The sequence below is a fragment of the Cohnella lupini genome (assembly GCF_003386205.1).
GTDB lineage: Bacteria > Bacillota > Bacilli > Paenibacillales > Paenibacillaceae > Cohnella > Cohnella lupini.
Map to the genome: position 1 here is coordinate 15,161 of NZ_QRDY01000033.1, position 23,011 is coordinate 38,171.

General features: G+C 47.2%; 25 protein-coding genes. 5 read left to right on the top strand and 20 right to left on the bottom strand.

The window, feature by feature from the left end; all coding sequences use genetic code 11:
- Positions 1-255 precede the first annotated feature (255 nt).
- Positions 256-2,517 carry an alpha-amylase family protein gene (locus DFP95_RS26760; protein ID WP_115995742.1) on the top strand — a complete coding sequence of 754 codons (2,262 nt, stop codon included), beginning with the start codon at positions 256-258 and terminating at the stop codon, positions 2,515-2,517.
- A gap of 181 nt (positions 2,518-2,698) precedes the next feature.
- Here DFP95_RS26760 and DFP95_RS26765 read toward each other — a convergent pair whose 3' ends face one another.
- The 11 genes from DFP95_RS26765 to DFP95_RS26815 all read right to left on the bottom strand — a co-directional run bounded on the left by DFP95_RS26765 (position 2,699) and on the right by DFP95_RS26815 (position 9,720).
- Positions 2,699-3,049 carry a DUF1048 domain-containing protein gene (locus tag DFP95_RS26765; RefSeq protein WP_115995743.1) on the bottom strand — a complete coding sequence of 117 codons (351 nt, stop codon included), beginning with the start codon at positions 3,047-3,049 and terminating at the stop codon, positions 2,699-2,701.
- An 11-nt stretch (positions 3,050-3,060) separates the two neighbouring features.
- Positions 3,061-3,408, bottom strand: a complete 348-nt coding sequence (locus tag DFP95_RS26770) for a DUF1048 domain-containing protein (RefSeq protein WP_115995744.1) — start codon at positions 3,406-3,408, stop codon at positions 3,061-3,063.
- The gene (locus DFP95_RS26775; RefSeq protein WP_281273458.1) at positions 3,408-3,713 is read right to left on the bottom strand and encodes a PadR family transcriptional regulator; all 306 of its coding nucleotides are present in this window, start codon (positions 3,711-3,713) and stop codon (positions 3,408-3,410) included. The genes DFP95_RS26770 and DFP95_RS26775 overlap by 1 nt, the downstream gene beginning before the upstream one ends.
- A gap of 160 nt (positions 3,714-3,873) precedes the next feature.
- Complete coding sequence (locus tag DFP95_RS26780) at positions 3,874-4,107, bottom strand: SRPBCC family protein (protein ID WP_181907628.1); 234 nt, start codon at positions 4,105-4,107, stop codon at positions 3,874-3,876.
- Positions 4,108-4,152: 45 nt separating this feature from the next.
- Positions 4,153-4,662, bottom strand: a complete 510-nt coding sequence (locus DFP95_RS26785) for a hypothetical protein (RefSeq protein ID WP_147304225.1) — start codon at positions 4,660-4,662, stop codon at positions 4,153-4,155.
- 172 nt (positions 4,663-4,834) lie between these two features.
- Positions 4,835-5,731, bottom strand: coding sequence for an AraC family transcriptional regulator (locus DFP95_RS26790; protein WP_115995747.1), 897 nt, complete (start codon positions 5,729-5,731; stop codon positions 4,835-4,837).
- A 108-nt stretch (positions 5,732-5,839) separates the two neighbouring features.
- Complete coding sequence (locus DFP95_RS29750; RefSeq protein ID WP_342768293.1) at positions 5,840-6,538, bottom strand: CD3324 family protein; 699 nt, start codon at positions 6,536-6,538, stop codon at positions 5,840-5,842.
- A gap of 11 nt (positions 6,539-6,549) precedes the next feature.
- Positions 6,550-7,254: a hypothetical protein gene (locus tag DFP95_RS26800; protein ID WP_115995748.1), complete on the bottom strand. Its 705-nt coding sequence runs from the start codon at positions 7,252-7,254 to the stop codon at positions 6,550-6,552.
- 329 nt (positions 7,255-7,583) lie between these two features.
- Positions 7,584-8,027, bottom strand: coding sequence for a cell wall hydrolase (locus DFP95_RS26805; RefSeq protein ID WP_115995749.1), 444 nt, complete (start codon positions 8,025-8,027; stop codon positions 7,584-7,586).
- Positions 8,028-8,215: 188 nt separating this feature from the next.
- Entirely contained in the window at positions 8,216-8,689 is a 474-nt protein-coding gene (locus tag DFP95_RS26810; protein WP_115995750.1) for a cupin domain-containing protein, read from the bottom strand.
- A gap of 23 nt (positions 8,690-8,712) precedes the next feature.
- Positions 8,713-9,720, bottom strand: coding sequence for an oxidoreductase (locus DFP95_RS26815; RefSeq protein ID WP_115995751.1), 1,008 nt, complete (start codon positions 9,718-9,720; stop codon positions 8,713-8,715).
- Between the two features lie 259 nt (positions 9,721-9,979).
- Between DFP95_RS26815 and DFP95_RS26820 the strand changes: the two genes are divergently transcribed.
- Both DFP95_RS26820 and DFP95_RS26825 read left to right on the top strand, forming a co-directional pair.
- Positions 9,980-10,537, top strand: coding sequence for a TetR/AcrR family transcriptional regulator (locus DFP95_RS26820; protein ID WP_147304226.1), 558 nt, complete (start codon positions 9,980-9,982; stop codon positions 10,535-10,537).
- 160 nt (positions 10,538-10,697) lie between these two features.
- Complete coding sequence (locus DFP95_RS26825; RefSeq protein WP_181907630.1) at positions 10,698-11,123, top strand: ester cyclase; 426 nt, start codon at positions 10,698-10,700, stop codon at positions 11,121-11,123.
- Between the two features lie 255 nt (positions 11,124-11,378).
- Here the strand turns inward: DFP95_RS26825 and DFP95_RS26830 are convergent, their stop codons facing one another.
- Both DFP95_RS26830 and DFP95_RS26835 read right to left on the bottom strand, forming a co-directional pair.
- Positions 11,379-11,969 carry an NAD(P)H-dependent oxidoreductase gene (locus DFP95_RS26830; RefSeq protein ID WP_115995754.1) on the bottom strand — a complete coding sequence of 197 codons (591 nt, stop codon included), beginning with the start codon at positions 11,967-11,969 and terminating at the stop codon, positions 11,379-11,381.
- Between the two features lie 469 nt (positions 11,970-12,438).
- A complete protein-coding gene (locus DFP95_RS26835) occupies positions 12,439-13,335 on the bottom strand; it encodes an alpha/beta fold hydrolase (RefSeq protein ID WP_115995755.1) in 897 nt (298 codons plus the stop codon).
- Between the two features lie 93 nt (positions 13,336-13,428).
- On the opposite strand from DFP95_RS26835, the gene DFP95_RS26840 reads away from it, so the two are divergent.
- Positions 13,429-13,977, top strand: a complete 549-nt coding sequence (locus DFP95_RS26840; RefSeq protein WP_115995764.1) for a TetR/AcrR family transcriptional regulator — start codon at positions 13,429-13,431, stop codon at positions 13,975-13,977.
- A gap of 330 nt (positions 13,978-14,307) precedes the next feature.
- On the opposite strand, the gene DFP95_RS26845 is transcribed toward DFP95_RS26840, so the two are convergent.
- The 3 genes from DFP95_RS26845 to DFP95_RS26855 all read right to left on the bottom strand — a co-directional run bounded on the left by DFP95_RS26845 (position 14,308) and on the right by DFP95_RS26855 (position 17,238).
- Positions 14,308-14,793: a quercetin 2,3-dioxygenase gene (locus DFP95_RS26845; protein WP_115995756.1), complete on the bottom strand. Its 486-nt coding sequence runs from the start codon at positions 14,791-14,793 to the stop codon at positions 14,308-14,310.
- Positions 14,794-15,182: 389 nt separating this feature from the next.
- Positions 15,183-16,067 carry a M15 family metallopeptidase gene (locus tag DFP95_RS26850; protein WP_115995757.1) on the bottom strand — a complete coding sequence of 295 codons (885 nt, stop codon included), beginning with the start codon at positions 16,065-16,067 and terminating at the stop codon, positions 15,183-15,185.
- Between the two features lie 232 nt (positions 16,068-16,299).
- Complete coding sequence (locus DFP95_RS26855; RefSeq protein WP_115995758.1) at positions 16,300-17,238, bottom strand: collagen-like protein; 939 nt, start codon at positions 17,236-17,238, stop codon at positions 16,300-16,302.
- Between the two features lie 327 nt (positions 17,239-17,565).
- Between DFP95_RS26855 and metE the strand changes: the two genes are divergently transcribed.
- The gene (gene metE, locus DFP95_RS26860) at positions 17,566-19,836 is read left to right on the top strand and encodes a 5-methyltetrahydropteroyltriglutamate--homocysteine S-methyltransferase (RefSeq protein ID WP_115995759.1); all 2,271 of its coding nucleotides are present in this window, start codon (positions 17,566-17,568) and stop codon (positions 19,834-19,836) included.
- Positions 19,837-19,863: 27 nt separating this feature from the next.
- Here the strand turns inward: metE and DFP95_RS26865 are convergent, their stop codons facing one another.
- The 4 genes from DFP95_RS26865 to DFP95_RS26880 form a co-directional block, all read right to left on the bottom strand.
- Positions 19,864-20,802, bottom strand: coding sequence for a LysR family transcriptional regulator (locus DFP95_RS26865; RefSeq protein WP_115995765.1), 939 nt, complete (start codon positions 20,800-20,802; stop codon positions 19,864-19,866).
- A 218-nt stretch (positions 20,803-21,020) separates the two neighbouring features.
- Positions 21,021-21,908: a fructose bisphosphate aldolase gene (locus DFP95_RS26870; protein ID WP_115995760.1), complete on the bottom strand. Its 888-nt coding sequence runs from the start codon at positions 21,906-21,908 to the stop codon at positions 21,021-21,023.
- Entirely contained in the window at positions 21,905-22,405 is a 501-nt protein-coding gene (locus DFP95_RS26875; RefSeq protein ID WP_115995761.1) for a DinB family protein, read from the bottom strand. The genes DFP95_RS26870 and DFP95_RS26875 overlap by 4 nt, the downstream gene beginning before the upstream one ends.
- A gap of 193 nt (positions 22,406-22,598) precedes the next feature.
- Positions 22,599-22,790, bottom strand: a complete 192-nt coding sequence (locus DFP95_RS26880; protein WP_220376480.1) for a YgaP family membrane protein — start codon at positions 22,788-22,790, stop codon at positions 22,599-22,601.
- Positions 22,791-23,011 lie beyond the last annotated feature (221 nt).

Sequence of the window (23,011 nt, forward strand, 5' to 3'; positions counted from 1 at the left end):
GTTGTTCTCCTGTCTTTTGATAACTTCTTTTATCGATAGACCGTCTTTTGATGGCCTCCTACGATATAGGTCTCGCCATTTCTTATGTAATTGGCTAGAATCGAAGGGGATGAATCCCATTTTAACGAATCGCCTGACGGGCAATAATCATGATTTTGGACACCACTTTGCTTATTCGGGCTAAATACGGTTATCCGGTTCCTCTACTATAATGATGATAATAACGTTGGTTAAGCGGAAGAAGGAGCGATAATTATGGATACGAGAATCGCGCCTTGGGTCGTCGTTGACGGACTATGGCGATTGGAATGGAACCTGAACGAAGACTTCGCGGAATTGCGTAAGTCGGGATCTGCCGGCGGAAAGCCTGCCGTCGTCTGGACGGGCAGTTTGCTGCCGGCGTTCGAGCTCACGACGGTCGAGGGCAAGACGGCGTACGTCAAAGCGGCAGCTACGGGAGCGGAAGCCGCGGGGAGTGCGGGGGATACGGAGCAGAGAACCGGGCTGCGGATCGCTCTGAGCTTCGGTACTTACGGAAGCGGTTCGCTGACCGTGCGAGCGGACGGCCGGAGCGTGCGGTTTACCGCTTTATCGGCGAAATGGACGTCGGATACCAGGGTCGCGTCCATGCAGTTCGGAACTCGGCTAATGAACGACGTCGAGAGAACACGGGCGCCTCGCCTGGACCGTCCTTATTGGCCGAATTGGTCGTCGGAAGGCTATTGCGTTCCGGCTGCGGGCTCGTCCCCTACCCAATCATACTTCCGGTCATGGGACATGGGAGACGCGCTGCTTCCGCTCGGTAGCTTCGGCGACGCGATGGGAACGCCGTACTCGGCGGCTTTCCCGCGGCCGATGTATGCCGCCGCGATGGGCGGGCGACACGGCTGGCTCGCATTCGGCTCCGGGGATATCCCGGATGCGCCGCTGACGCTGCATCTGCAATCTGCGACGGCCAGCTTGCGCTACGCATATCGGGAAGATCTATGGGGAACGTCCGATCCCGGCAGCCGGCTCTGGAATGAACCGCTTCGCCTGAGCTGGGGGGATAGCGGTTATGAAGCGATGGCCGCGCTGTACGCGACTTTCGGACCGTTCGAGCCGAAATCGCCGCACCATGCCCGCTCCTTCATCTGCACGTGGGGCGATTTCAAGGAAGGGCGCTACGACCTTAAGCAGTTGTCACTCCGGGCATCGGGCACGACGCGAGCGGACATGGTCATCCTGGACGACCATTGGGAAACCTACAACGGCAGCGGGGAACCGAACATGGAGCGGTTCCCGGATTTCGAAGCGGATTTGGCCGGACTGCGCTCGGCCGGCTTCGATATCGCGCTCTGGCAAAGCGTCGGTTGGATCGACGATCCGGCCGCTTCCGGACTGACTACGGAAGATCTGCTGTGCGGTGCGGACGGCGTTCCGCGCCAGTGGCGATGGTCCGGCAGCCCGATCGAGAGCGGCGGCTACCATTACCTGCTCGATCCGAGCTCGGAGAGAACGCGTGCGTTTATAAAGGAGCGAGTGCAGCGGATTATCGCGAAATGGCGTCCCGCCGCGCTTAAGCTGGATTTCGGATACGGATTCCCGGGGCCGGACGTCTGCGCCCCGCGCGATTCGGCTTACAGGGGCGAGCGCCTTGCTTATAGCCTGCTGAAGCTGACCTACGATGCCGCCAAAGAGGTCGACCCTCTGGTCACGATCATCTATTACGGTATTACCCCGCTGCTTCGCGGAGTTACGGATTTGATCAGCCTCGACGACCTCGGCGATGCCGGCGACAGCGCGGCGTTCGAGCTTGCCGGGCACAACCAACGCTGTTTGTGGGCTTCGCTTGCCGCCATGCACGGCATGCCGATCAACACGTCGACCGGCTATTATTGGGACACGTTCGAATCTATTCTGCTCGACACGGCGGTCGTCGGCACGAACGGACTGACGCTCGGGGAATTCGATTCCGACGGCAAGCGGATTACCGCCTCCGGCATGAACCGGTGGGCCGCGCTGCAAGCTTGGAGTCGCCGCTCGTGCGGTTGGACGCCGTTGTGGCTGCATGCCGAAACTGGTAGCTTAAAGGGCGAGCCTAAGCTCTTGTCGTGGGGTCGCGTCGAAGGCGAGACGAATCTGAGCGAAGGGGATGGCGGGGAAAAGCCGTCGACGGTGGCTCCATCGCTGACCGCGTTGGCACTGCGAAGCGACGGCGACTTGGCGGGTGGCATATCTGGCGGCGAGTCGGGATTGACCGGCTACGAGCAAGTGCCGTACCTTCGCTTCTCCGGCAACTGGGCGCTTCTCGCTCAGGACGGTCTCGATCTGGCTAGCTCCGCGTATTTCTCGTGCATCCCGTTCAAGGCAGGCACCCTCGCGCTAGAAGGCGATTTCGCCTCCGTGCAGGCATTCCTCGCCGAGAATGGCCTGCTCGTCCCGCTTGGCGAGCCCTTTTCTGCCGCCGGCGGGCTTCGGCTGGAAGTCACGGCCGAGCGGCTCTCCGGACTTGCCGGCTACGTCGTGAGACGATAGGCAAATGCAATAAAGCGAACGAACAACGGGAGGGTACCGGGCATGAATATACGCCGACTCCCTCCCGTTCCAGTCCCCATCCATAGGCGCCAGGAAATCTTCGATTTATTAACTACTATTTTCAATTCCGCCCCGTTGGGCGAACATCCCGACTCGCTTCACTTCGAAATCGAATCCCCTCTCACTTTGTTTTATCCGTAACCTTTTTCATCGCCTTGTTAACTTCTTGATCAATAGATTCTTGAAAGATGTCAGAGTAAGTTTTTGAATCTTTGATTAGATCGTCGCAGAAAGCCGCTACGTCTCTACCCGTCACTTCGAGCACGCCTTTCCCCGAGGCTGCGCCCTCTTCAAAAAGATCAATTATCCCCGAGAGTAAACCCGTACCGTCGGTTAGCTCTACAGGGCCGACCTTAAAAAGATACTTTTGAATCTCCTTATAAACGATTTGATAATCTTGAGGGAGCGCTTTGACACGCGCCACGTGCGCTCGCCACTGTTTTTTACCTTCGATGATATCTTGTATGCTCATTTTTAATCCTCCTATTTACCTAATTTTTTTGCGACATTCTTATTGAGTTGCTCCCGCCACTTATCGCGAAAAGACTTTGCCCCTTCTTCTCCGGCCAGCGCTGAACAGAAGCCTTTGATATCGTCACCCAAAACCTCTTGGACACTCTGACCGTCCGCTGCCGTTTCTTCGAGCAGACCAAGCACGCCATCGAGAATGGGCATGAGGTTGCGACCGGTGAAATCTGAGTACGGCATAAGATTAGTAAAAACCATCCCCCATGCCGTTTGAAAATCAGCCGGTAGCTTTTTGACTCGCGATTCAAAACTTATAAATTCTTTAGTCATGTCTTTGCCAGTAATCCTATCCCAAAAATTCATCATTTTTTCTCCTTTAACTCGTTAATTTTTGAGGACACGAACTCCCATTTTTCCCAGTACCTCCGCAACTCCTCGCGCCCCGCGTCGTTGATCTCGAAGAACTTTCGCGGCGGTCCCATGTCGGAGGGCTTCTTGGTGATCTCCACCAACTTGTTTTTTTCAAGCCGGATCAGGATGGTGTACACGGTTCCTTCCACAACATCCGTAAAGCCGAGGGCGTTCAATTGCCGAGTTATTTCGTAGCCGTAGGTTTCTTTGCGCCTTATAATTTCAAGGACACAGCCCTCAAGTGCCCCCTTGAGCATTTCCGTTAGATTATCCAGCACAATCACCCCTGCTATTCTGTATCACTGGTAACAAGTAGTACTTACTACTGCTATAAAGTATCACGTAGTAGTATTCATGTCAATAGAAATGGCTCTGACACGTGCCGATTCCCGGTGGTCCTGCCATCAACTTTCGGCACTATTTTTTATATATTCGTTTCGTCGCAAGAGATGTAAGTTGCTGGCGAATGCCGAAATGCGTAGCTTCCCATGTCACAGTTTCTCCTAGTTCAATCAACCCGCTAGTACGACCTTTTACCGCTCTTTCATTTGTATGCGAGATCGATTCCATGTGTAAGTCAATGCTGCGTGACAAGTCAAAACACACCTGAATAGGTGCTTTAATAAACAGGGATATTTGTATAGTTGGCAAGCGACGCCCTCCTCTTCCTAACCATTTACATACACTTGCGACTGCCTAACCCGTAATATTAATATAAGCAACACTCAGGAGCCACAAGAATAAAGGGAGCAGAGGACTAGCGAGTGTTATATTCACATTAATTATTTGTTTCCACTTTGTAGAAATTATGGTGTCAGAAAGGAGAAAGAGAATTGCTGCTATCAAACTGATGTGAAGTAAAATTAAGCCGAAGCCGCAATGCAAAATTGTCGAAACAGTCAACTGTAGCCATTGTCGCTGAGTAACGGCACGTGCGATCACTTCACTGATCAATGAAGTAGCTATTCCGTAAAGGTAAATAGCAGGTGCCGCATACATCATATAGACGCTGATTATGCGAAATGCCTCATGTGAACGAGAACCGATGGAAAGCATACTACTGTCACCAAACAGTTCAGGTTCCACCCAAGCAAAAATGATAGAGAAAAAGAAGGTCGCTATTGCCGCACTTATGATTTTTCTCATAAATAATTGCCTAAAAGGAATGTACATAAGCTTCCCCGCTTCGTTAATCGGAATCGACAACTAATTATCCCATAAATTAGGACGTTAATAAGAAACGAATGTTGCGCTATACTGCCAGCTAGTTGAAAGACGGCTGCCCAATGTTGCGGCTGCCGTCTCTCGTGCTTATGAGTTATAGCTTCCCGGTAGTTAAATCATGGACGGGCGGCCTTCTTATTACTCTTGTGTACAATTACACTTTGCGAACCGCGAACCAGAGCTCGATATAGTTGAGGCCGTCTTTAGTGCCGTACATTTCGAACTCGACACCGTCCACCTGCTCGTAGCCGGTCGTCGGGAGCCATTCAGTGTAAAAGCGGCGGTAAAGATTCTCAATCGTCTCACCGAACTGATCCCACGGATGAGGTTCCGACGGGAAGATCGCCCATGTATGCGCAGGAATTGTTACCGTGGTATACCCATCTGTGTCACTTCCTTCGTCCTTGAAGGCACACAGCATATACGGGAACGTGTCCGGTCCGGTCTTCCGGTAGCTGCATACTGCTTGTACGGGAAGCAACAACTGGCTGACGAACGATGGCAAATCGCCCGCCCGCGCTTCAAGTTGCTTCACGTCGCCGTTCGCATGGCTCTGCTCCCACAGTTTGGCTGGCGTCTGCGGCGACTCCCCACCCCCATCGGTTCGGAATATGCCTTCAATGCCGAACACTTCAAAGCTTTCTTTCGTCTCGATTCGATAATTCATCGCCTCTGCCCCTTTAATAGTGATAAGGAAGGAAAGACGGGGGTAGGCTTTGAGAGCAATCCCGTCCTGACGGGCCATAGCTGGCGTGATCCCGTGCATCGCATGGAAAGCCCGCGCGAATGAGACTGGCGATTCGTAGCCATACTTTAGGGCGACATCGATTACCTTCGCAACTCCACCATGCCTTAGCTCCAATGCGGCAAGCGTCAGCCGTCTCCGCCTAATGTATTCCGCCAGCGTCACGTCCGTAATGAACGAAAACATCCGCTGGAATTGGTATGTTGAGCAGCATGCCGTGCGGGCTACCCCACTCAGCTCAATCTCCCCGGTAAGGTTTGCTTCAATATAATCTATCGCCCGATTCATTCGCTCCAACCACTCCATTGCTTCCCTCCTCTCGAATCAAGTATAGCCGGGGCGGAGAACCTCTTCGCAACGATTTGTGCCCAAATATGTTGCTTCGCCTTGCAATGGATGGTCCATGAATCAATATCACACTTTATCAACGTAAAAGAGTACGGTGCCATAGTATTTCATAAACCTTTTATATTCGTCATTACCTTTCATAACGATTATGGATGGATAAGCATTTACTTTACGATGTTTTAAAACGGCTAGTAAGTCCTTCTGGACGATGCATTGAAATTTGCCTTCCTCATACTGAACAAGTAGCGGTGGTAGAGCGGCTTCAAGGTCATTATCTTCATTTGTAAGGTTTTGGCCGTTCTCTATTCCATCACGCTGAATGAGACGCAGTGGAAACTTTACGACTCCGAAATATAGATGATTTTCCTTCATGAAATCATATAGAATTGGAGCGTCTTTTCGGGTAAGCAGCAGATAGCATTGAATCCATTCTTCGAACATCCCGACATTTGCATATTGTACAGCTGACTCCAAAGTCGGAGCATATGATAAATATCTTTCAATTTTCTTTGAATAGATAATTTTCTTAACGGAATCCAAGGATAAAAAGTATTCGTCAGCAAGTTCCGAAACCGTAACCCCATGGGCATACTTATTGCGAATCATGAGGTTGCGCCTCTGCAGTTGATCTCGGTAACCGGATGTCTCACCCCAAGCCCTCTTTTCCTCCCCAGTAGGAATATAGAGAAGTTTTCCTGCCGCGTATTTCTGGATTTCTTTCAAGAGCTCCTCCGGTATCACATCGCCGGCATTTTCATATTTCATCCCATCACCATCTATAATGTGTATAGTCGATCTTTCAGTTCACTGATGGATTTCATGATGGACATGCAGGATTCCGTGTCATCAATCGATGCATGCCAACGCAAGGTATCAATCCCTTTATAATAAGCCATACATAAGAATCTTTCATTAAAATCGGGTATGACGATATTCCTCGTCTTGCAATACTTAACCAACAGTTCGGGTATCTTCAAGTAAGGCTTATTTAAGTCCATAATGACAAAATCCAAAAGGAAATCGCAAATACCGGATCTGCTCCAGTCGGGGAACCCGACCACTGAATTTACATCAATGATCATATTGACGAAAAACGTATTATTATAAACCAAATAACGATTCCCTTCGCAGTAATGAATTCTGCTCTCCATTTCCTTGAAGTATTTCTCGAAGAATTCGCGTTCTAAAACCGTTGTATCGAACATTTCCCTCCAATTAAACCAGTACCCCTCTTTATCTTCTGCAAATGTATCGATTAGAAATTCCCTGCTAGTCCCATATTCTGTTTTACAATTCTCATTAAACTCGCCATAGCCTACTACTCCCGCTATATCTGATGAGCTGATTTCAATAATCTTGTCGAAAAACAATTCGTAGCTATCGGCAAATTGTTCTGGGCTTAATTGATCCGCAACAAAACCCTTTGGCGTCATGCTTACCTTTTCGGAAAGTATCGCTTTAATCATATTGTCCTTACCCATCTTTTGATCTCCTTTTCCATATCAAATTAGAATAACATCAGCTGCGCATCCGATATGAAAATAATAGCATTGGAAATGGTTGGGTTATAGGCAATGAATATCTTTAATTAACTTTACACTTAAGATGGCACTAAAGGGCTTGGACATAAAATTTTTGAAGCTACTTACGGTAAGGTTCAGCATATTTGTATTAAACTTTCACACACTTTAATTCATAAAAAAAAAGCAGACTGTCGCTGCAATCTGCTTCATTCCTCTATTGTCTACAAGTTAAGGAGCGTAATGCCTCCTCAATTTTTAATCAGTGACAAACGGACAAGGTTATACAATTAAAACGTATTATATACATTTTCACATTCTTCCGCGGTCGGTTCATAAAAACAGTGCTTCTTGAATCGTCCTGCTTGCGGTTGATCATACCAAGTCGGAGGACATGGTCCGGGATTATCGAACGATCCTGGACGGAAATACCATAACGAGAATTTGGCTGGCCAATACCGCTCGCCGTTCACGACTCTTTGCGCTAGACGGCGTTCCCTCTCTCTTGCGCCTTGATAGTACATCCCATGTTGCAACGCTTCGAAAGCATGCGGCTGGTTTATCATTTGGGGAATCGTCCGGAGTTCCTTAAAATCGGAGCAATTTGCCCTTATTCGGTTAATGCCGACGTTTCCGACAAGGAGCATGCCCATCTCGCCTTCGGTTTCGGCTTCGGCTCGAAGCAATCTTGCCAACATATCGATATCCTGTTGCCTGGCTTTTACGACTGCCATCGACTCACCTCTTTAGCGTTCTAGGCTCATCATATTGTAGATGAAGCAGATTTGTTACTCTGGCAACATAGAAAGCGATAAAAAATGTCCTCACAAAAAACGGAACAGCGCAGATTTAATGCTGCACTGTCCCGTTTTTATTAATTAGATTAATGATGATGTGAATTCCAATAATCTGGTTCCAATTGTTATCGTGATTGCTGAAGCAATGGAGGTCCAACAATTAAAGTGTCATTCTGCTCGGCTAGTCGTCCAATTTCCTCGAGTAAATTTCGGCCGATTTCAGGAAAGAAATCGTCAATACCGCCAGGTGCGAAAGTGAATAGAATACGCCCCATTTCGGATCCGACGTTAGCCCACGCGTGAGCTACGCCGCGAGGAACCACGACGCTCGTTCCGGGAGTCGCTTCAAATTCTTCTTCTCCGCATTGGAAACGAAATGTTCCCTCAAGAATTTCGAATACCTCTTCCCGTTCCTTATGAATATGCTTCGGGGGACCAATCAAAGCCGGTACACGCGCTTCAATGACGGTTATCGCTCCTCCAACTTGATTGCTGTGGATGCGAATGGCCATTTGTTCGCCAGGCATCGTATCGAACCATTCGAGATCCTTGGCGAATGTAACGGCTGCTCTGGTTAGTGCTTTATTTGTCTGTTCCATTTTCATTCTCCTTGCTCCATTTTTTAGATTGCAAAAGTGAAACCTATCAGTTGTTCGCTAAGGCTCCAGAGTTGATCGGCTGCTTTGGGATCGACCGCATATGGCATCACTCCGGAGTCCGTTAATGTCGAATTGTTGTCTAATTGAAAATCGGACTCGGCGTCATGCCCTAGAGGGGCGATATCGCAGTTCTCGCAGTAAACTCCGCCCATATTGTCAAGCTGCTTGCTCGTCGCACACCATACGCTGGTGGCAGCCCCTTGCTCTACCGTTTTGAGATTTTTCGTCGGGTCGAGGACCGGTTGTCCGTTCTCGTCGATGACTCCCGCCGCTTGCAGTTCCTCCATCGAAAGATGTTTTTCGAGTCCTGTTCCTACGATGCTGCCAGGATGTAGGGAAAAGGTACGCACGCCGTCGGCCTGGCCGCGTTTGTCTAGCGCGACGGAGAAGAGTATGTTGGCCGTCTTCGACTGACCATATGCCGCCCAGCGTTCATAGTCCCGTTGTTCGAAATTAGGATCATCGAACACGACTGGGGAAAAGTGATGGCCCCAGGAAGAAACGGAGACCACCCGTGCTCCATTCGCATTGCGTAGAGCGGGCCAAAGCCTCGCTACAAGCTGGAAATGGCCTAGATGGTTCGTTGCGAATTGCGATTCATATCCTCTCGAATCGCGTTTCAAGGGAGATGCCATTATGCCTGCGCTATTTACCAGGATGTGCACCGGTTGGCCGGAAGCAAGAAACTTCTCTGCAAAAGCATCGATCGAGGCAGGGTCCAGCAAGTCCATCACTTGAATATCGATGCCGTCGATATCCGCAAGCGCGGTCGCGGCTTTGTTGAAGTCGCGTGTCGGGACTATGACTTTCGCGCCAGCAGAACGTAGCACGCGCACGGTCTCAAGACCTAGTCCGGAATAACCGCCAGTTACGATCGCGATTTTGCCGGACAGGTCGGTACCCTTGATGACTTCTTCGGCTGTTGTTGAAGCTCCAAAGCCGGAGCCGATTGGTGTTTGTTTAGTTGTCATATATATGAACTCCTTTAAATGTTCTTTTGAATAATAAGACTTGAACTTATATAGCTGACTAAATGTTTATGTGGAGAGTCCCGGAATTGCTCAAATGCGCAAGAGGTCCTTACTCATTGAACGGTTAGTGCTATTTCATTTTAATTTGTTGTCTTCATAACAGGTCTCCTCTTTCGATATTTAGACATGGAACGTAAAATGTCTATGTGCGTATACTATACGACTGGACAAAGTTTGTAAAGTGTATAATAATGTATCCATGGACGATAAAAAGAAACTTCATATTCTGTCGGTTGCGTTGGACGTGTACTTCAAATACGGCTATAAGCGAGTGTCAATGAATGAAATAGCGGAAGCCGCAGGTATTTCGCGTGCGGGTCTCTATTTGTACTTCAATAACAAGGAGGAAGTTTTTAACGCAACGATTCTTCACTATGGAGACACTCTCATCGCAAAAATAATGGATGAACTCTCTTCCAAGAAAACGCCCGAAGACAAAATTATATTTGCGCTTGAAGTGTGGTCTATAAACAATTTCGATCAATCGTTGAACTCGCCCGAAGTAAAAGAAATGACCGACAGCTCTTTATCTTTCGCTCAAGAGGCGCTCGATGCGAGTTACAATAAACTTGAAGTCGTTCTGACCTCTATTTTAAAATCGCGATCGCAATCCGCCGGCAACCCAAATAGTCTCTCTCCGGAGACATTGGCACATCTTTTAACTAGCGCATTGCGAGGGTTCAAGATAGTCGCGAAAAACTCGTCGGAGCTTCGCCAAATGATTCAAGACTTGCTTCGAATTATTCTTATCGCTTAGCTGAACAATCTAAATGCGCGCTTAAATGAAACTAAGGCTATCAGCTACTGGTTGCCCTAGTTTCATTTTTGACCGTGGAGAACATATATTTTCATTTTTGTGGTGATGATAACTATGTTCGGGTTCTAAAAAACGTCGAATGCATGAGGTGATTATTCAGATGGCTTTATTTAACAGTCAAGGCGAAGAACTTCTCACGGAGCTCTGGGCTAAAGTTTACAATCTTCCTCAGGATCTCGACGCGATCGACCGACTCTGCACCGAGGACTTTATCCTATCGAACCCGGATGGAGACGTCGTGGGTCGCGCTGTATTTAAAGAGTGGGCTCGTACGTTCACATCGAAGATTCGCGACATTAGGCTCAATAGCCTCGATATGTTCAGCTCCGCCGACGGTACGCGCGTCGTTTCACGCTGGGTAGTCACGGGGTACAACCAAGGTATACTCGGTTCACCGCCAGACGATCGCCCGATTCAGATTTCCGGGATCGCGGTATGGGAAATTCGCGATGGTAAGCTCGCCCACAACTGGGTGGAACGTAGCGCTCATGAGCTCTCGCAGCAGCTCGCGAAGCCCGTGAAATAACAAGCGGATGGTGTCCTATTGTAGGTTACCCCACTCTATAATTAAAATAGCCGAAGCGGGGAATTGCTACTGCGGTTCTGCGGTATCTCTTTCCTTAATATAAGCTCTCATAAAACAAACATCCCCAACAATTAGTTGAATCAATTGTTGGGGATGTTTGTTTATTTCTTCATTAGGATTGCATAGCTCGTTTTGTAAATATTCCGACGATCGTCTTTAAGCCCTTCCTCCGTAGCAAACGTGCAATGTCTTGTCTCAACTCGGGAACAAGGAATCAATCTTATCTTCGACTTCCTTCAGCAATCCTTTATAATACGATTCGTCATCGAGGAACCCGATACTACCAAATAATAAATGTCCTACAGGCTCAATTCCAACGAAGTCAAAGATACCGATATCAGAAGTGATTTTCAATCCGTTGCTCATGCCAATCTTATCGTAAATCTCTTGAGGAGTACCATGTGTATTGATAATGAAACCTTGCTTGCCTGTCAACATCTTAATGATGCCTTCTTCACCGGCACTATAGGCATAACCGTAAGAAAACACACGATCAACGTAACCTTTAAGGATAGCGGGAAGTCCCGTCCACCAAATTGGATATATAAGCGTAATTACGTCCGCTTGGGTGATAAATTCTTGTTCCGTTTTAATATCCTGCGGAGTGTGTCCTGATCTCATAGCAGCCGTATCTTCCGGTTTGAGCACAGGTTGGAAATTGAGCGAATACAAATCACGCACAATCACCTCATGCCCGTTTTTTTTCAATACAGCGGTCGTGGTTTCCAATATAGCTCGGTTAAAACTTTCAGGCTTTGGATGGGCATAGACTACAAGATGTTTCATTTATAAGACCTCCAATCGCATGATTATTCAGTACTTCTAAATCATGTTCAAGCGATTTGAGCATGATCTATCCACCTCTGAATAAGTATTCCTCAATTGAATAAGTATTCCTCAATGTATATTCAACAGCACGCAGGATAATCCTTCCAAGCGGGAATCGGATAGGATGTGACAGGACAAACGCGATTGTCAAGCGTGCTAACGGCATTTTCTTCTCTGCGGCAAAAAGCGAGAGTTGCTGAATAGCCGCCAATTTCACTTGGTTCCCGGTATCGAGATCGAATGCAATCGTTTGCAAAGAGGCACGGTCATCAACCCGCGTCCTTAGCTAGCTTTGATATAAAGAAACGCAAACCCCACAGTTACTTACAACTGTGGGGTTTGCGTTTCTTTATTTTATCACTAATTCGCATTTAATAATGGGGATTTGCTTTCCTTCAAGCGTTAATGAACTCTCTTCACTTAGCTGTTACTTTATGGTTTGCGAAACGAAATCATTCACTGCTTTTACAAATTCTTGGGGAGTCTCCACATGATTCATATGCCCGCCTTGTTCGAACATCACGAGCTGAGAAGCAGGAATTTTCTCATCCATTTCTTTGGCCCAACGCGGTCCGCAGTTAAAATCGTACTCGCCGACGAGGATTAAGGTCGTGGTTTGAATGGTATTTAAGACATCGCGAACATCCCACATATATGGCTTGCGATTCGGGTCGACGGAGAAATCCAACCCGGCTTGCCACTCTTTAAATTCTTCTGACAGCTCCCAATAGTTACCGAAGAATGCAGGCATTAAGCGCCTCAAAACCTTTAGAACCGCATCTCTATCCCGTGCTTTGCCCGTAATCATGTCCATCCAGGCATTCTTCGCATCCAGAGCTTCAGGACGATCCGCCCAACGTTGAGTGAAAATCTCGAGTTGTTGAACCTGCTCCATTCCAAGTTCTTGATTCATACATGGAGCCGAGCTGTAGAGAATAAGTCCGCCGAGTTCATCGGGATAATCAAGCGCATATTGAAGACCTACAAATCCGCCATGCGAGTGACCCAGGAAAAATGGCTGATGTGCTCCGATGTGCTCGGCTACTTTATGAGCGAAGTAGGCGTACTTCGACATATTATAATCACCGTCCGGCAGGTTATCGGAATGTCCCGTGCCTATTGGCTCCAAATAGATAACGGTCATGGTTTTTTCCAGTAGCGGCATACGCATATAACCCCAATGAAAACCGGGACCTCCCGAATGAACTATACAGATCGGACCTTCTCCCGCGACATGATAAACTTGACGTACATCGTCTATTACAACCTCGTGCATAACCGGTGAAAAGGCTCCATTGGAAGCTTGAAATTGTGATTCTGACATGGAAATTCCCTCTTTCAGCTACATTTTTTGTTTGTATACATCTTTGTATAAAAAGCACTTGACTCTTGTATAGCTATGCGCAATAATGACTACATGGAAAACAGGAAAACTCAAATCATAAATCTGGCATCATCACTCATTCGAAAAAAAGGCTATTCTTCCTTTTCTTATGACGAAATTTCAAAACATTTTGGCGTTACCAAAGCGAGCATTCACTATCATTTCGAGAAAAAGGAAGATCTTGGACTTGCCGTATTGGATCAACTTAATCGAGGTCTGATCAGCTTTAAGTCTAGTATTCAACAATCATCACAGTCGATTGAAGAGAAGCTCATACAATATTGCGCTGATCAATCCAGACGTTTTGCAGAGTATGACATATGTCCTACCTCATCATTGCAAGCTGATTATGAATTGTTGCCGGAATCGATGAAAATAAAACTTCAAGAGATAAGCGAGTTTGAACTTTCGATTATCGATGACATTTTTGCTAAAGGGACAGGCGATCCTGCAATTAATACACGCGCCTTAGCAATCACAGTCTTATCTGCAATCAAGGGAGCTCTGCAGTACAACCGCGCAATGCACGTCGATTTCATTCCGGATATCATGTATGGAATTAATCGTCTATTAAAAAACTAGTGTTAGGCACCTCTATAGAGGTGCCTTTCTTCATTAGCTTATACGTTATAATCCTTGAAAATCGGATAACTCGGGCATTTGAATAAGGAAGAGGATAACCGAGAGTACTGTTAATACGATAGCGGGAAAAGTTTGTTGAACATTATCCTTTACGCGAACGTGCGTCAGTATACCACCAAACATTGTAATGCATTTTCTAACCCGAGATTTTACTAAATCCCGCCATCAGAAAAACTAAGCTTAAAAGCCCTACAGAACGATCGCTACGATGTACACTCTTGGATCTCCTCTATGACTGAGCTATATTCAGCACAGTATTAAAAATAATATTTAAAGGCCGGGGTAAGTAATATGATACTTCTTAGAAACTTCTAGCAGCTTCTGCATGGCTTCAGGAGTGGGTGGTTCGACATGATCTTCCAACCCTTCCTCATAAGGAACGCCTAGTTCCTTCACAAAAGAATCAAATCCCGCAGGGTAAGCGGTAACCAGAAACTTAGCTGTATTTGATTTTACTTTGAAGGTGTGCGGAATGCCGCGGGGAGCGAACACATATTCGCCGGTTTTCACCGAAATAGTCTCCTTGCCGAGCGTCATCTCTATTTCTCCATCCAGAACGTAAAAAGATTCATCTTCTTTTTCATGTAAATGCAGTGGCGGTCCATCATCTTTCTTGACGGAGCAATGCACGACGCAAAACTCACCGTTCGTATCTTCCCCGCTCACCAATATTGAATTTACGTCACTAAGAAATAGGAACGTATTATCTTTGTTGATATTCCGGTGCATCATGCCCGCTTTGCTTTGATTACTCATCTTTTGTATGCTCCTTCTTGTTGTGAATTCATGCTGCACATCTTACTTACCGGAAAGTAAGTAGATCAGCAATTACTTGAGTATAGCTACACACTTTTTCTATGTCAACCATTCTAACATTAATGAAATATAAATATTCATGTCAATATTTTCCCGGTTGCTACACAGCAACGCCCGAATTCGCCCTCTACTTCGTATGTTATTGTAAAGGTGTTCTTATTCTGTTCAACATACCGCGCCGCCTATAAAGAAGTATAGGGCCATCCGCAAAGGATGGCCCATTCTTTGAAAGATACATTCCTGTTCAGTGTACCCGAGCTATGTATTCTCGTCTATGTCACGTATAACGTGGCGATCGGATAACGTTCTCTTGTCTTAAATCAGGTCATTCAGGATTTCAGTACGGTCACGATAACGCCGTCCGTATTGTTGCCGGATACTTCGTAACTGCCGATAGTGGGCACGTGAAGCGTCGTATTCGAAGATACAGGAAAATAATAGACGACATACGTGCTTTTCCCTACGATCGCCGTGATCGATTTGCGCTCTTTCAAGTATTCCAAGTATTCCTCGAACGCCAAATGATTTTCTTGCATGACCGCGCTGTGCGGAAGCCCGACGTACCGGAAATGCCAAGGCTCGTTCATGACATCGGTAACTTCTGTCTTATCCTCCGGATACCGGACGATGAACCCGTACTTCCAGGAGTTCTCCTTCAACCATTTCCCTTCCGGGGCGTCTTTCATCTGCGCGATTGTCGAACCGATGTCTAGCGCCAGTCCCAAACTATGTTCACTATGTCCCGGAAACGCCGCGACATCCGAACCCAGTTGATCGTATAGCGCTTTTTGTTCCTCGTCGTTACGGTAACCGCTGCTGATCAGAAAATGGTCGATGCCGACTTCGGCGGCATCCTTGATCATCGAAGAGAATTTTTTCGTCATATCGGGTGACAGCCTTACTTTATTGTCCAGCAAGCCGAAACCGTTCCGCAATTCCTTATGCTTATATAAGTTAACCGCTTCGGCTTCCGCATCGTTCGGCGGCACGGCAAGTATTTCGTTCACCAGAAGCAGGTTTCCCTTGTTCACCTGGTCAGCTTCGACTTCGATCGTAAGCTCGTTTTCCGGCGGGTCATTCTCTGGCGTTGGCGTTTCCGTCGGGTACCGGTTCTCGGGTTGAATCGAACCTTTCATATCCACCGCAGCCGTGAACCGATTGTAGAACACTCCTATCAACAGCAACGTCGCGAGCAATAATAGCCACTTTCTCATTTCTTGCTTCCTCCTCATTCTCTCTTTCTCTAAGGTAAAGAAAAGAAGTTAAGAAAAAGCGGCAGAAGTTCTTAAAGTTTTATTAAAAATCTTACTTAAAAACTCCATATCTGCTTCACTACAGAATAGAGTACCGGATCTGCGACGATAAAGCCTCCAGATCATAATGATGATCTGAAGGCTCTCCCCGCCACGGCTTTGTTCAATGACGTGGCGGTAGCCGTAATCCCTTTTATCCGATCTGCATAATAACAAGGTGTGCGGAATCCGGTCTTGTTCCTCCAGCTAATGGAGTGATTGTGAGTGCCGCGGCATTACCGGCAGGATTTCGAACTGTGATGACCGAATTGATGGTCGTTGTCTGTACGAGTGCCATTCCTACTATTTGAGAAGTTCCTGTTGCGCGCCCGACTACCGTATAGGCCAGGTCAGCGCCATTTAGCGTTAATAACAGTTGACCGGCTTCGTTTACATTCACCTGAAATAAAACTTGATATGTGCCAATTGCGGCCAAGTTAAACGAGCTCGCATTCAGGCGGGTAATTGCTGTCCCGCTAATTGGACCATCTTGCGGAAAACTTACGTCCGTATTGGGAGCAACGGTTGCTGCGTTATCAGGAGGCATCAAGGCAAAAAAGTCCGCAAAGCCTATTACTCCACCTACCGGACCTGCTGGACCTGCTGGTCCTGCTGGACCTGCCAGTCCGGCTGCGCCAATTGCTCCTGCAAGTCCTTCTAATCCTTGAGGTCCAAGCGCTCCTGCTAGTCCTTGCGGTCCAAGTGCACCAATCGCTCCAGCAATTCCCGCTGCTCCTGCGGTTCCAAGCGCTCCGGCTAGCCCTTGAGGTCCAAGTGAGCCAATCGCTCCTACAAGTCCTACAAGTCCTTGGGTTCCAAGCGCTCCTGCAATTCCTTGGGGTCCAAGAGAACCAATTGCTCCCACGATCCCTGCTAATCCTCTGGGCCCGAGTACTGCTGCAACTCCTTGAGGTCCAGCATCTGTAATTGCTCCCGCAAGTCCTCGAAGTAATTGCCGTCCTGTAGGCGGTGGACATCTTTTACAAATTATCTTTTTAATTACTCGAGTACGCCGTTTCTTTTTTTTGCGTTTTGGAGGGCACACAATTATGGTTTTCTTCTTACAACGTTTTTTTATATCGAGACAACCCAACCAAGACACCTCCCTATTAAGATTGTTCAGTGTACGTGAATCGATTTATTAGGCATGGACTAATAGCCTGCTATCGACTAGACTAAAAACTATTTTTAGAAAAATGGGTTTATGCTAGGGTAGAGTTATACTACAAAATCAACACCTTTCAGTTAACGCCGAGCTTAAAGAATGAACACGGAGCCAGATCGCCCTGATCCCTATTTTCGGCGGTATAGAGCTATCAGCCATATAATTTAACTATAGTACGGCATAGTAATAATGTGTTTCCGATCTTAAATTCCCGACCCTATACTGAAGTTAATTGAAAACAGGGGGTTGCATAAATTGAAAACATCCATCATCGGTTATCCTAGAGTTGGCGCATTAAGGGAACTCAAGTTCGCATCCGAGAAATATTTTAAAGGCGGAATCTCTCTGGATGAGTTAGATCAAATAGGCGCAGACTTGAGAGCCTCCCACTGGAAGATCCAACAAGAGAATGAAATCGATTATATCCCGTCAAATGATTTCTCCTTCTATGACGGCTTACTCGATACGGCATATTTGTTCAATATCGTTCCTGATCGTTATCAAGCGTTAGCCCTTAACCCTTTTGAGACGTATTTCGCTATGGCTAGAGGTTATCAAGGCGAGCAAGGCGACGTTAAAGCATTAGCGATGAAAAAATGGTTTAATACGAATTATCATTACATGGTACCCGAGATCGGCGATTCGACTAACATTCAATTAAAAGGAACGAAGCTATTCGATGAATTCTTGGAGGCTAAGTTGCTTAATATCCCTACGAAACCCGTAATAACGGGCGCCTTTACGTTGCTCAAACTTGCCAAATATACGGGTACCAAGAGAGTAGACGACTATATACTTGAAACGGCAGACGCTTACGCGGCAGTGCTCGGAAAGCTTAACGAACTCGGCGCGGCTTGGGTACAGCTAGATGAACCGATATTAGTCACGGATTTAACCCCGGAAGACCTTGTGCTGTTCGAGAAGCTGTATGCCCGTATTCTATCGGCTAAAGGAAATGTGAAAGTTCTCGTTCAGACGTACTTCGGAGACGTTCGCGATGGCTATCAAGCGCTTCAAGCGCTTCCTTTCGATGGGATTGGAATCGATTTTGTCGAGGGTAAGCAGTCATTGGAGCTTGTACGGAACCACGGGTTCGCGGATGATAAAGTCTTGTTTGCTGGACTCATAAACGGTAAAAACATTTGGAAAAACAATTATAAGAACACGCTCGCGGTAATTGATGAACTAAGCGGTGCGGCAAAGCAAGTGGTGCTAAGCTCCTCATGCTCGCTTCTGCACGTACCCTACTCGCTGGAGCACGAAGCCAAGCTACCGGAAGAGGTTAAACGCCATTTTGCTTTCGCGGAGGAGAAGCTTCGGGAATTCGCAGTGCTCAAAGCGATTGCTTCGCACTCCGATACTTATTCATCACCGCTATATCTGCGTAACGAGCAACTATTTAGCCGAGCCAGGTTTACGAATAACAAGGCGGTGCAAGCCCGGGCGGAAGCGTTGACGGAAGCCGACTTCACGAGACTGCCAGCATTCTCGGAGCGGGAAGCGATTCAGAAGTCCAAATTTAACTTGCAGCCGTTGCCCACGACAACGATCGGATCGTTTCCTCAGACGGCCGAGGTTCGGGCGAATCGCTTTTCCTTTAAGAAAGGCGCCATCACCGAGGAGCAATACAAACAGTTCAACTTTAATAAAATCGCGGAATGTATTGTTCTGCAAGAAGAGATTGGCCTGGATGTTCTCGTCCACGGCGAATACGAGCGCAACGATATGGTCGAATACTTCGGCGAATGCCTAGACGGTTTTATTTTCACGGAGAACGCTTGGGTACAATCCTATGGAACGAGATGCGTAAAACCGCCGATCGTATGGGGAGACATTAGTCGTTCCAAGCCGATGACCGTCGAATATTCCGCCTATGCCAAGGGCTTGACCAGTAAACCTGTTAAAGGAATGTTGACCGGTCCGGTAACGATACTTAACTGGTCCTTCCCCCGCGAGGATATTAGCCTGAAGGATAGCGCTCTTCAGATCGCGCTGGCGATCAGGGACGAAGTATTGGATTTGGAAGCGAATCGCATTGAAATCATTCAAATCGACGAAGCAGCCTTAAGAGAAAAGCTGCCATTGCGAAAGTCGGATTGGCAGAACGAATATTTAAGCTGGGCGATCCCCGCGTTCCGATTGGTGCATAGCGGCGTATTGGCCGACACACAAATTCATACCCATATGTGCTACAGCCAGTTTAGCGATATTATCCGAGATATCGATGCCATGGATGCCGACGTTATTACGTTCGAAGCTTCCAGATCGGATCTTGCCATTATCGACGCCATTAACGAATGCGGATTTCAGACGGAGGTCGGTCCGGGGGTTTACGATATTCATTCCCCTCGTATTCCGAGCGTGGAGGAAATCAAACAAGGACTGTATCGTATGCTGGATAAAATCGATCCGGCCAAGCTTTGGGTCAATCCGGATTGCGGATTGAAAACCCGCGGCGATGCGGAAACTTGGACGAGTCTAAGACATTTGGTACAGGCTGCCAAAGAAGTCCGGGCGACGCTGTAATATAGTAAATGAAAGAGGATGAGCTCATTATGGCTCATCCTCTTGGTTGATAATGGGATACCCAAAATCCGCAATAACGCTCTTTAGTTTTATTACGTATTCGGACGCAAGTAAGCTTAAATTGACGTTGTCGTTCGTGATATATCCAATCCTCATATTATCATTGGTTCGCAAGCGAACGGATGTAATTTGATCGCCATTCAAGTCTTTATTCAGCACGCCGGAACTAATCGTATATCCATTTAGACCAATCAATAGATTAAATAGAGTCGCGCGGTCGCTGACCCGTATTTTTTTCTTTTGCGTTCTTGTGCTCAAGATTTCCTCGGAAAAGTAAAATGAATTGTACTCGCCTTGTTCAAAAGCGAGGCACGGGTACTCGTCAAGGTCCTCTACTTCCACTATCGTTCTTTCGGCTAGCGGATGAGAGGAACTGATAAAGACGTGCGGTTCGGCCACGAAAAGCAATTGAAATCGAAGATCGTTTTCTTTAAGTATTTTCTCGATTACCTTCTGATTGAAATCGTTGAGATATAGAATGCCCAGTTCGCTTCGCATGTGCCTCACGTCTTCGATGATTTCATAGGTTCTCGTTTCACGTAGCGTACATTCATACTCGTTCGCGTTCAAGTCCTTCAGCAAGCTAACGAACGCTTGTACGGCAAAAGCATAATGCTGCGTAGAAATAGAGCACAGCTTTTTGGAAGGCTGCTTATTCATATATCTGTGCTCTAGAAGCTCGGCTTGTTCAACGACTTGCCTGGCATAAGACAGAAATTCAGCCCCATCGTTCGAGAGCGTAGTCCCCTTCGACGAACGCAAAAATATGTCGACTCCGATTTCCTTTTCTAAATCCTTCACCGCACTCGATAGGCTGGGTTGAGAAATATAAAGTTGCTTTGCCGCTTCGCTTACGGAACCGCAGTTCACGATAGTCAAAATGTATTTTAATTGCTGCAGCGTCATTTTTCCCGTCACCGCCTCCATCAACATCCTCAAGATTATGGCTCATTCAGTCTAATATATCATACATTGATGGTTGCCTTGTTGTTGGGATTTGAGCCATGATCGCCAGTACATCTTCCGATAAAATATTCGCTTTCCAACTGAAGTATCCTCTATTTCCCAATGTTGTTCCGCAGTAAAAAGGAGCAGATTCGCGCATAGGCGATCTGCTCCTTTTTTTAGCTGATGGACGCGGCGTATATCGACCTAACCGAGCGAGAAAGCGTATCATCGAATTGTTGTTTCGTTTGCTGTGCCGTTAATCCTTCCGATAACGCGCGGGAGAAGCTCGCGATCAAGCCGCGATTGCGGGACAGCTTCTCATTCGCCTCCCTTTGCTCGTATCCGCCGGACAATGCGACCACGCGAAGGACGTGCGGATCATTGATTAACTCGACGTAAAAGTCGTCTATGGAAGGCAACGACAGCTTCAACATCACTTTAGCGTCTTGACTTAAGCCGGATAAGTGCTCGAGGAGCATATCTTTTAACAGCTCTTCCGATTTCGCTTTGTCCGGGCTATGAATGTCCACTTCAGGTTCAATTATCGGCACGAGACCATAAGATAATATTCGCTTGCCGATTTCGAATTGCTGGGCAACGATTTGTTCGATGCCTGTTACGTTAGCTTCTTTAATGACCGAGCGCATTTTCGTTCCGAAAATATTTTTCGCGTTCGCTCTCTCCAACCGATTTTCCAAGCCCGCAATCGGCTTTAACAGTTGTACGCCGTTTTCGAGTCCGGCAAGTCCGTCGTCGATCTTCAGAAAAGGAACGATGCCTTTCTCATCCCATAAATAATCCGCTGTGAACCGATCCTCGATCGTGCGGTCCATCGTGTTCTCGAACAAGATCGCGCCTAAGATGTACTCGGAATCGAACGCGGGGCTCGTGATGATACGCGTTCGCATTTCGTGCACGCGCGTAAACATCTCATCCTCGTTCGAATAGGCGCTTTCGTCAATGCCGTACTGCAACAGCGCTTTCGGCGTGCTTCCGCCGCTTTGGTCCAAGGCGGCAATAAATCCTTTTCCCGTCTGGATCCGATTCAATTGCTTCGTATTCATATTCCGCTCTCCTTTATTTTCTTCTCGAATAATCCTCTGCCAATCAAGTTTGCAGTAACCGGTTTCTTTCCGATTTCCCGTGACCATATAGACAATTGACCGATATGATGGATCTCGTGGGCGATCACGTGCCGCATTACTTCTCCGTATTTATGGGCTTCCCGTTCTCCTTCATCCGTGATATCAATCATAATGCGTTCTTCCAGATTATCATTCCAATCATAAATAAATGGAGCGAGTTCCACGTGGCATCGGGCGGAAAAATCCTTTATTTGCCGTAAACTGGCCATTTCCTCGAACGGAGGGATTTCAATCGCTTTTTCTTGAATTCCACCGCATATCCAGCCATACTCGACTGCCACAATGTGATACAGCGTGGGTAATATGTATCCTATGCCGCCGGTGCGTTTTCTAAACAACTCTTCCACGCTCACCGTATCGCACCAGTCGAACCAGTCCTTGCGAACTTGCCAGTTATACTCGAATAGTTTCAACATGCATGCAGCCTCCTGTAATAATCAGCTTTGTTTCTCCTAACTTGATTCGCGATTTAACCTTGCACTCCTGCCCGTTATTACGAAAAACAATCAAAGACGACCCTACAAGTCGTAAGGTCGTCAACAGATAATTAGGCTGCGAGTAGGCGGTCGTCATATGATCGCCGTTACCGGTAATGAGACGGGCTACTGCTTATCTGATTCTACAAGTATTGCGGCCCAGCAATTTATTGATGCCGCATCTTTGCGACAAGCCGGTAATCAAAAGCGGAAGAGCGATCAGCCCCGATAATTTCCAATAGTCGGGCAATACGAAAAACAAAGATAAAAGGGCGATTCCTATTATAATACGAACGGCGCGGTCGGTACCTCCGACGTTTTTCATGATTCATTTCTCCCTTCAAGTATAAAAAGTTTATTTGTGCTTCCCACAGTTACCATAATATCAGGCTCGCCGACTTCCAAACCGTAACTTTGTCACATAACCGTGATACCGAATACAAAATCGGACAATTAAGTAGGAGGGGGCGGCTAGCCCCCGACCTCTCACACCACCGTACGTACCGTTCGGTATACGGCGGTTCATGAAATATTCCGTAATGAGTT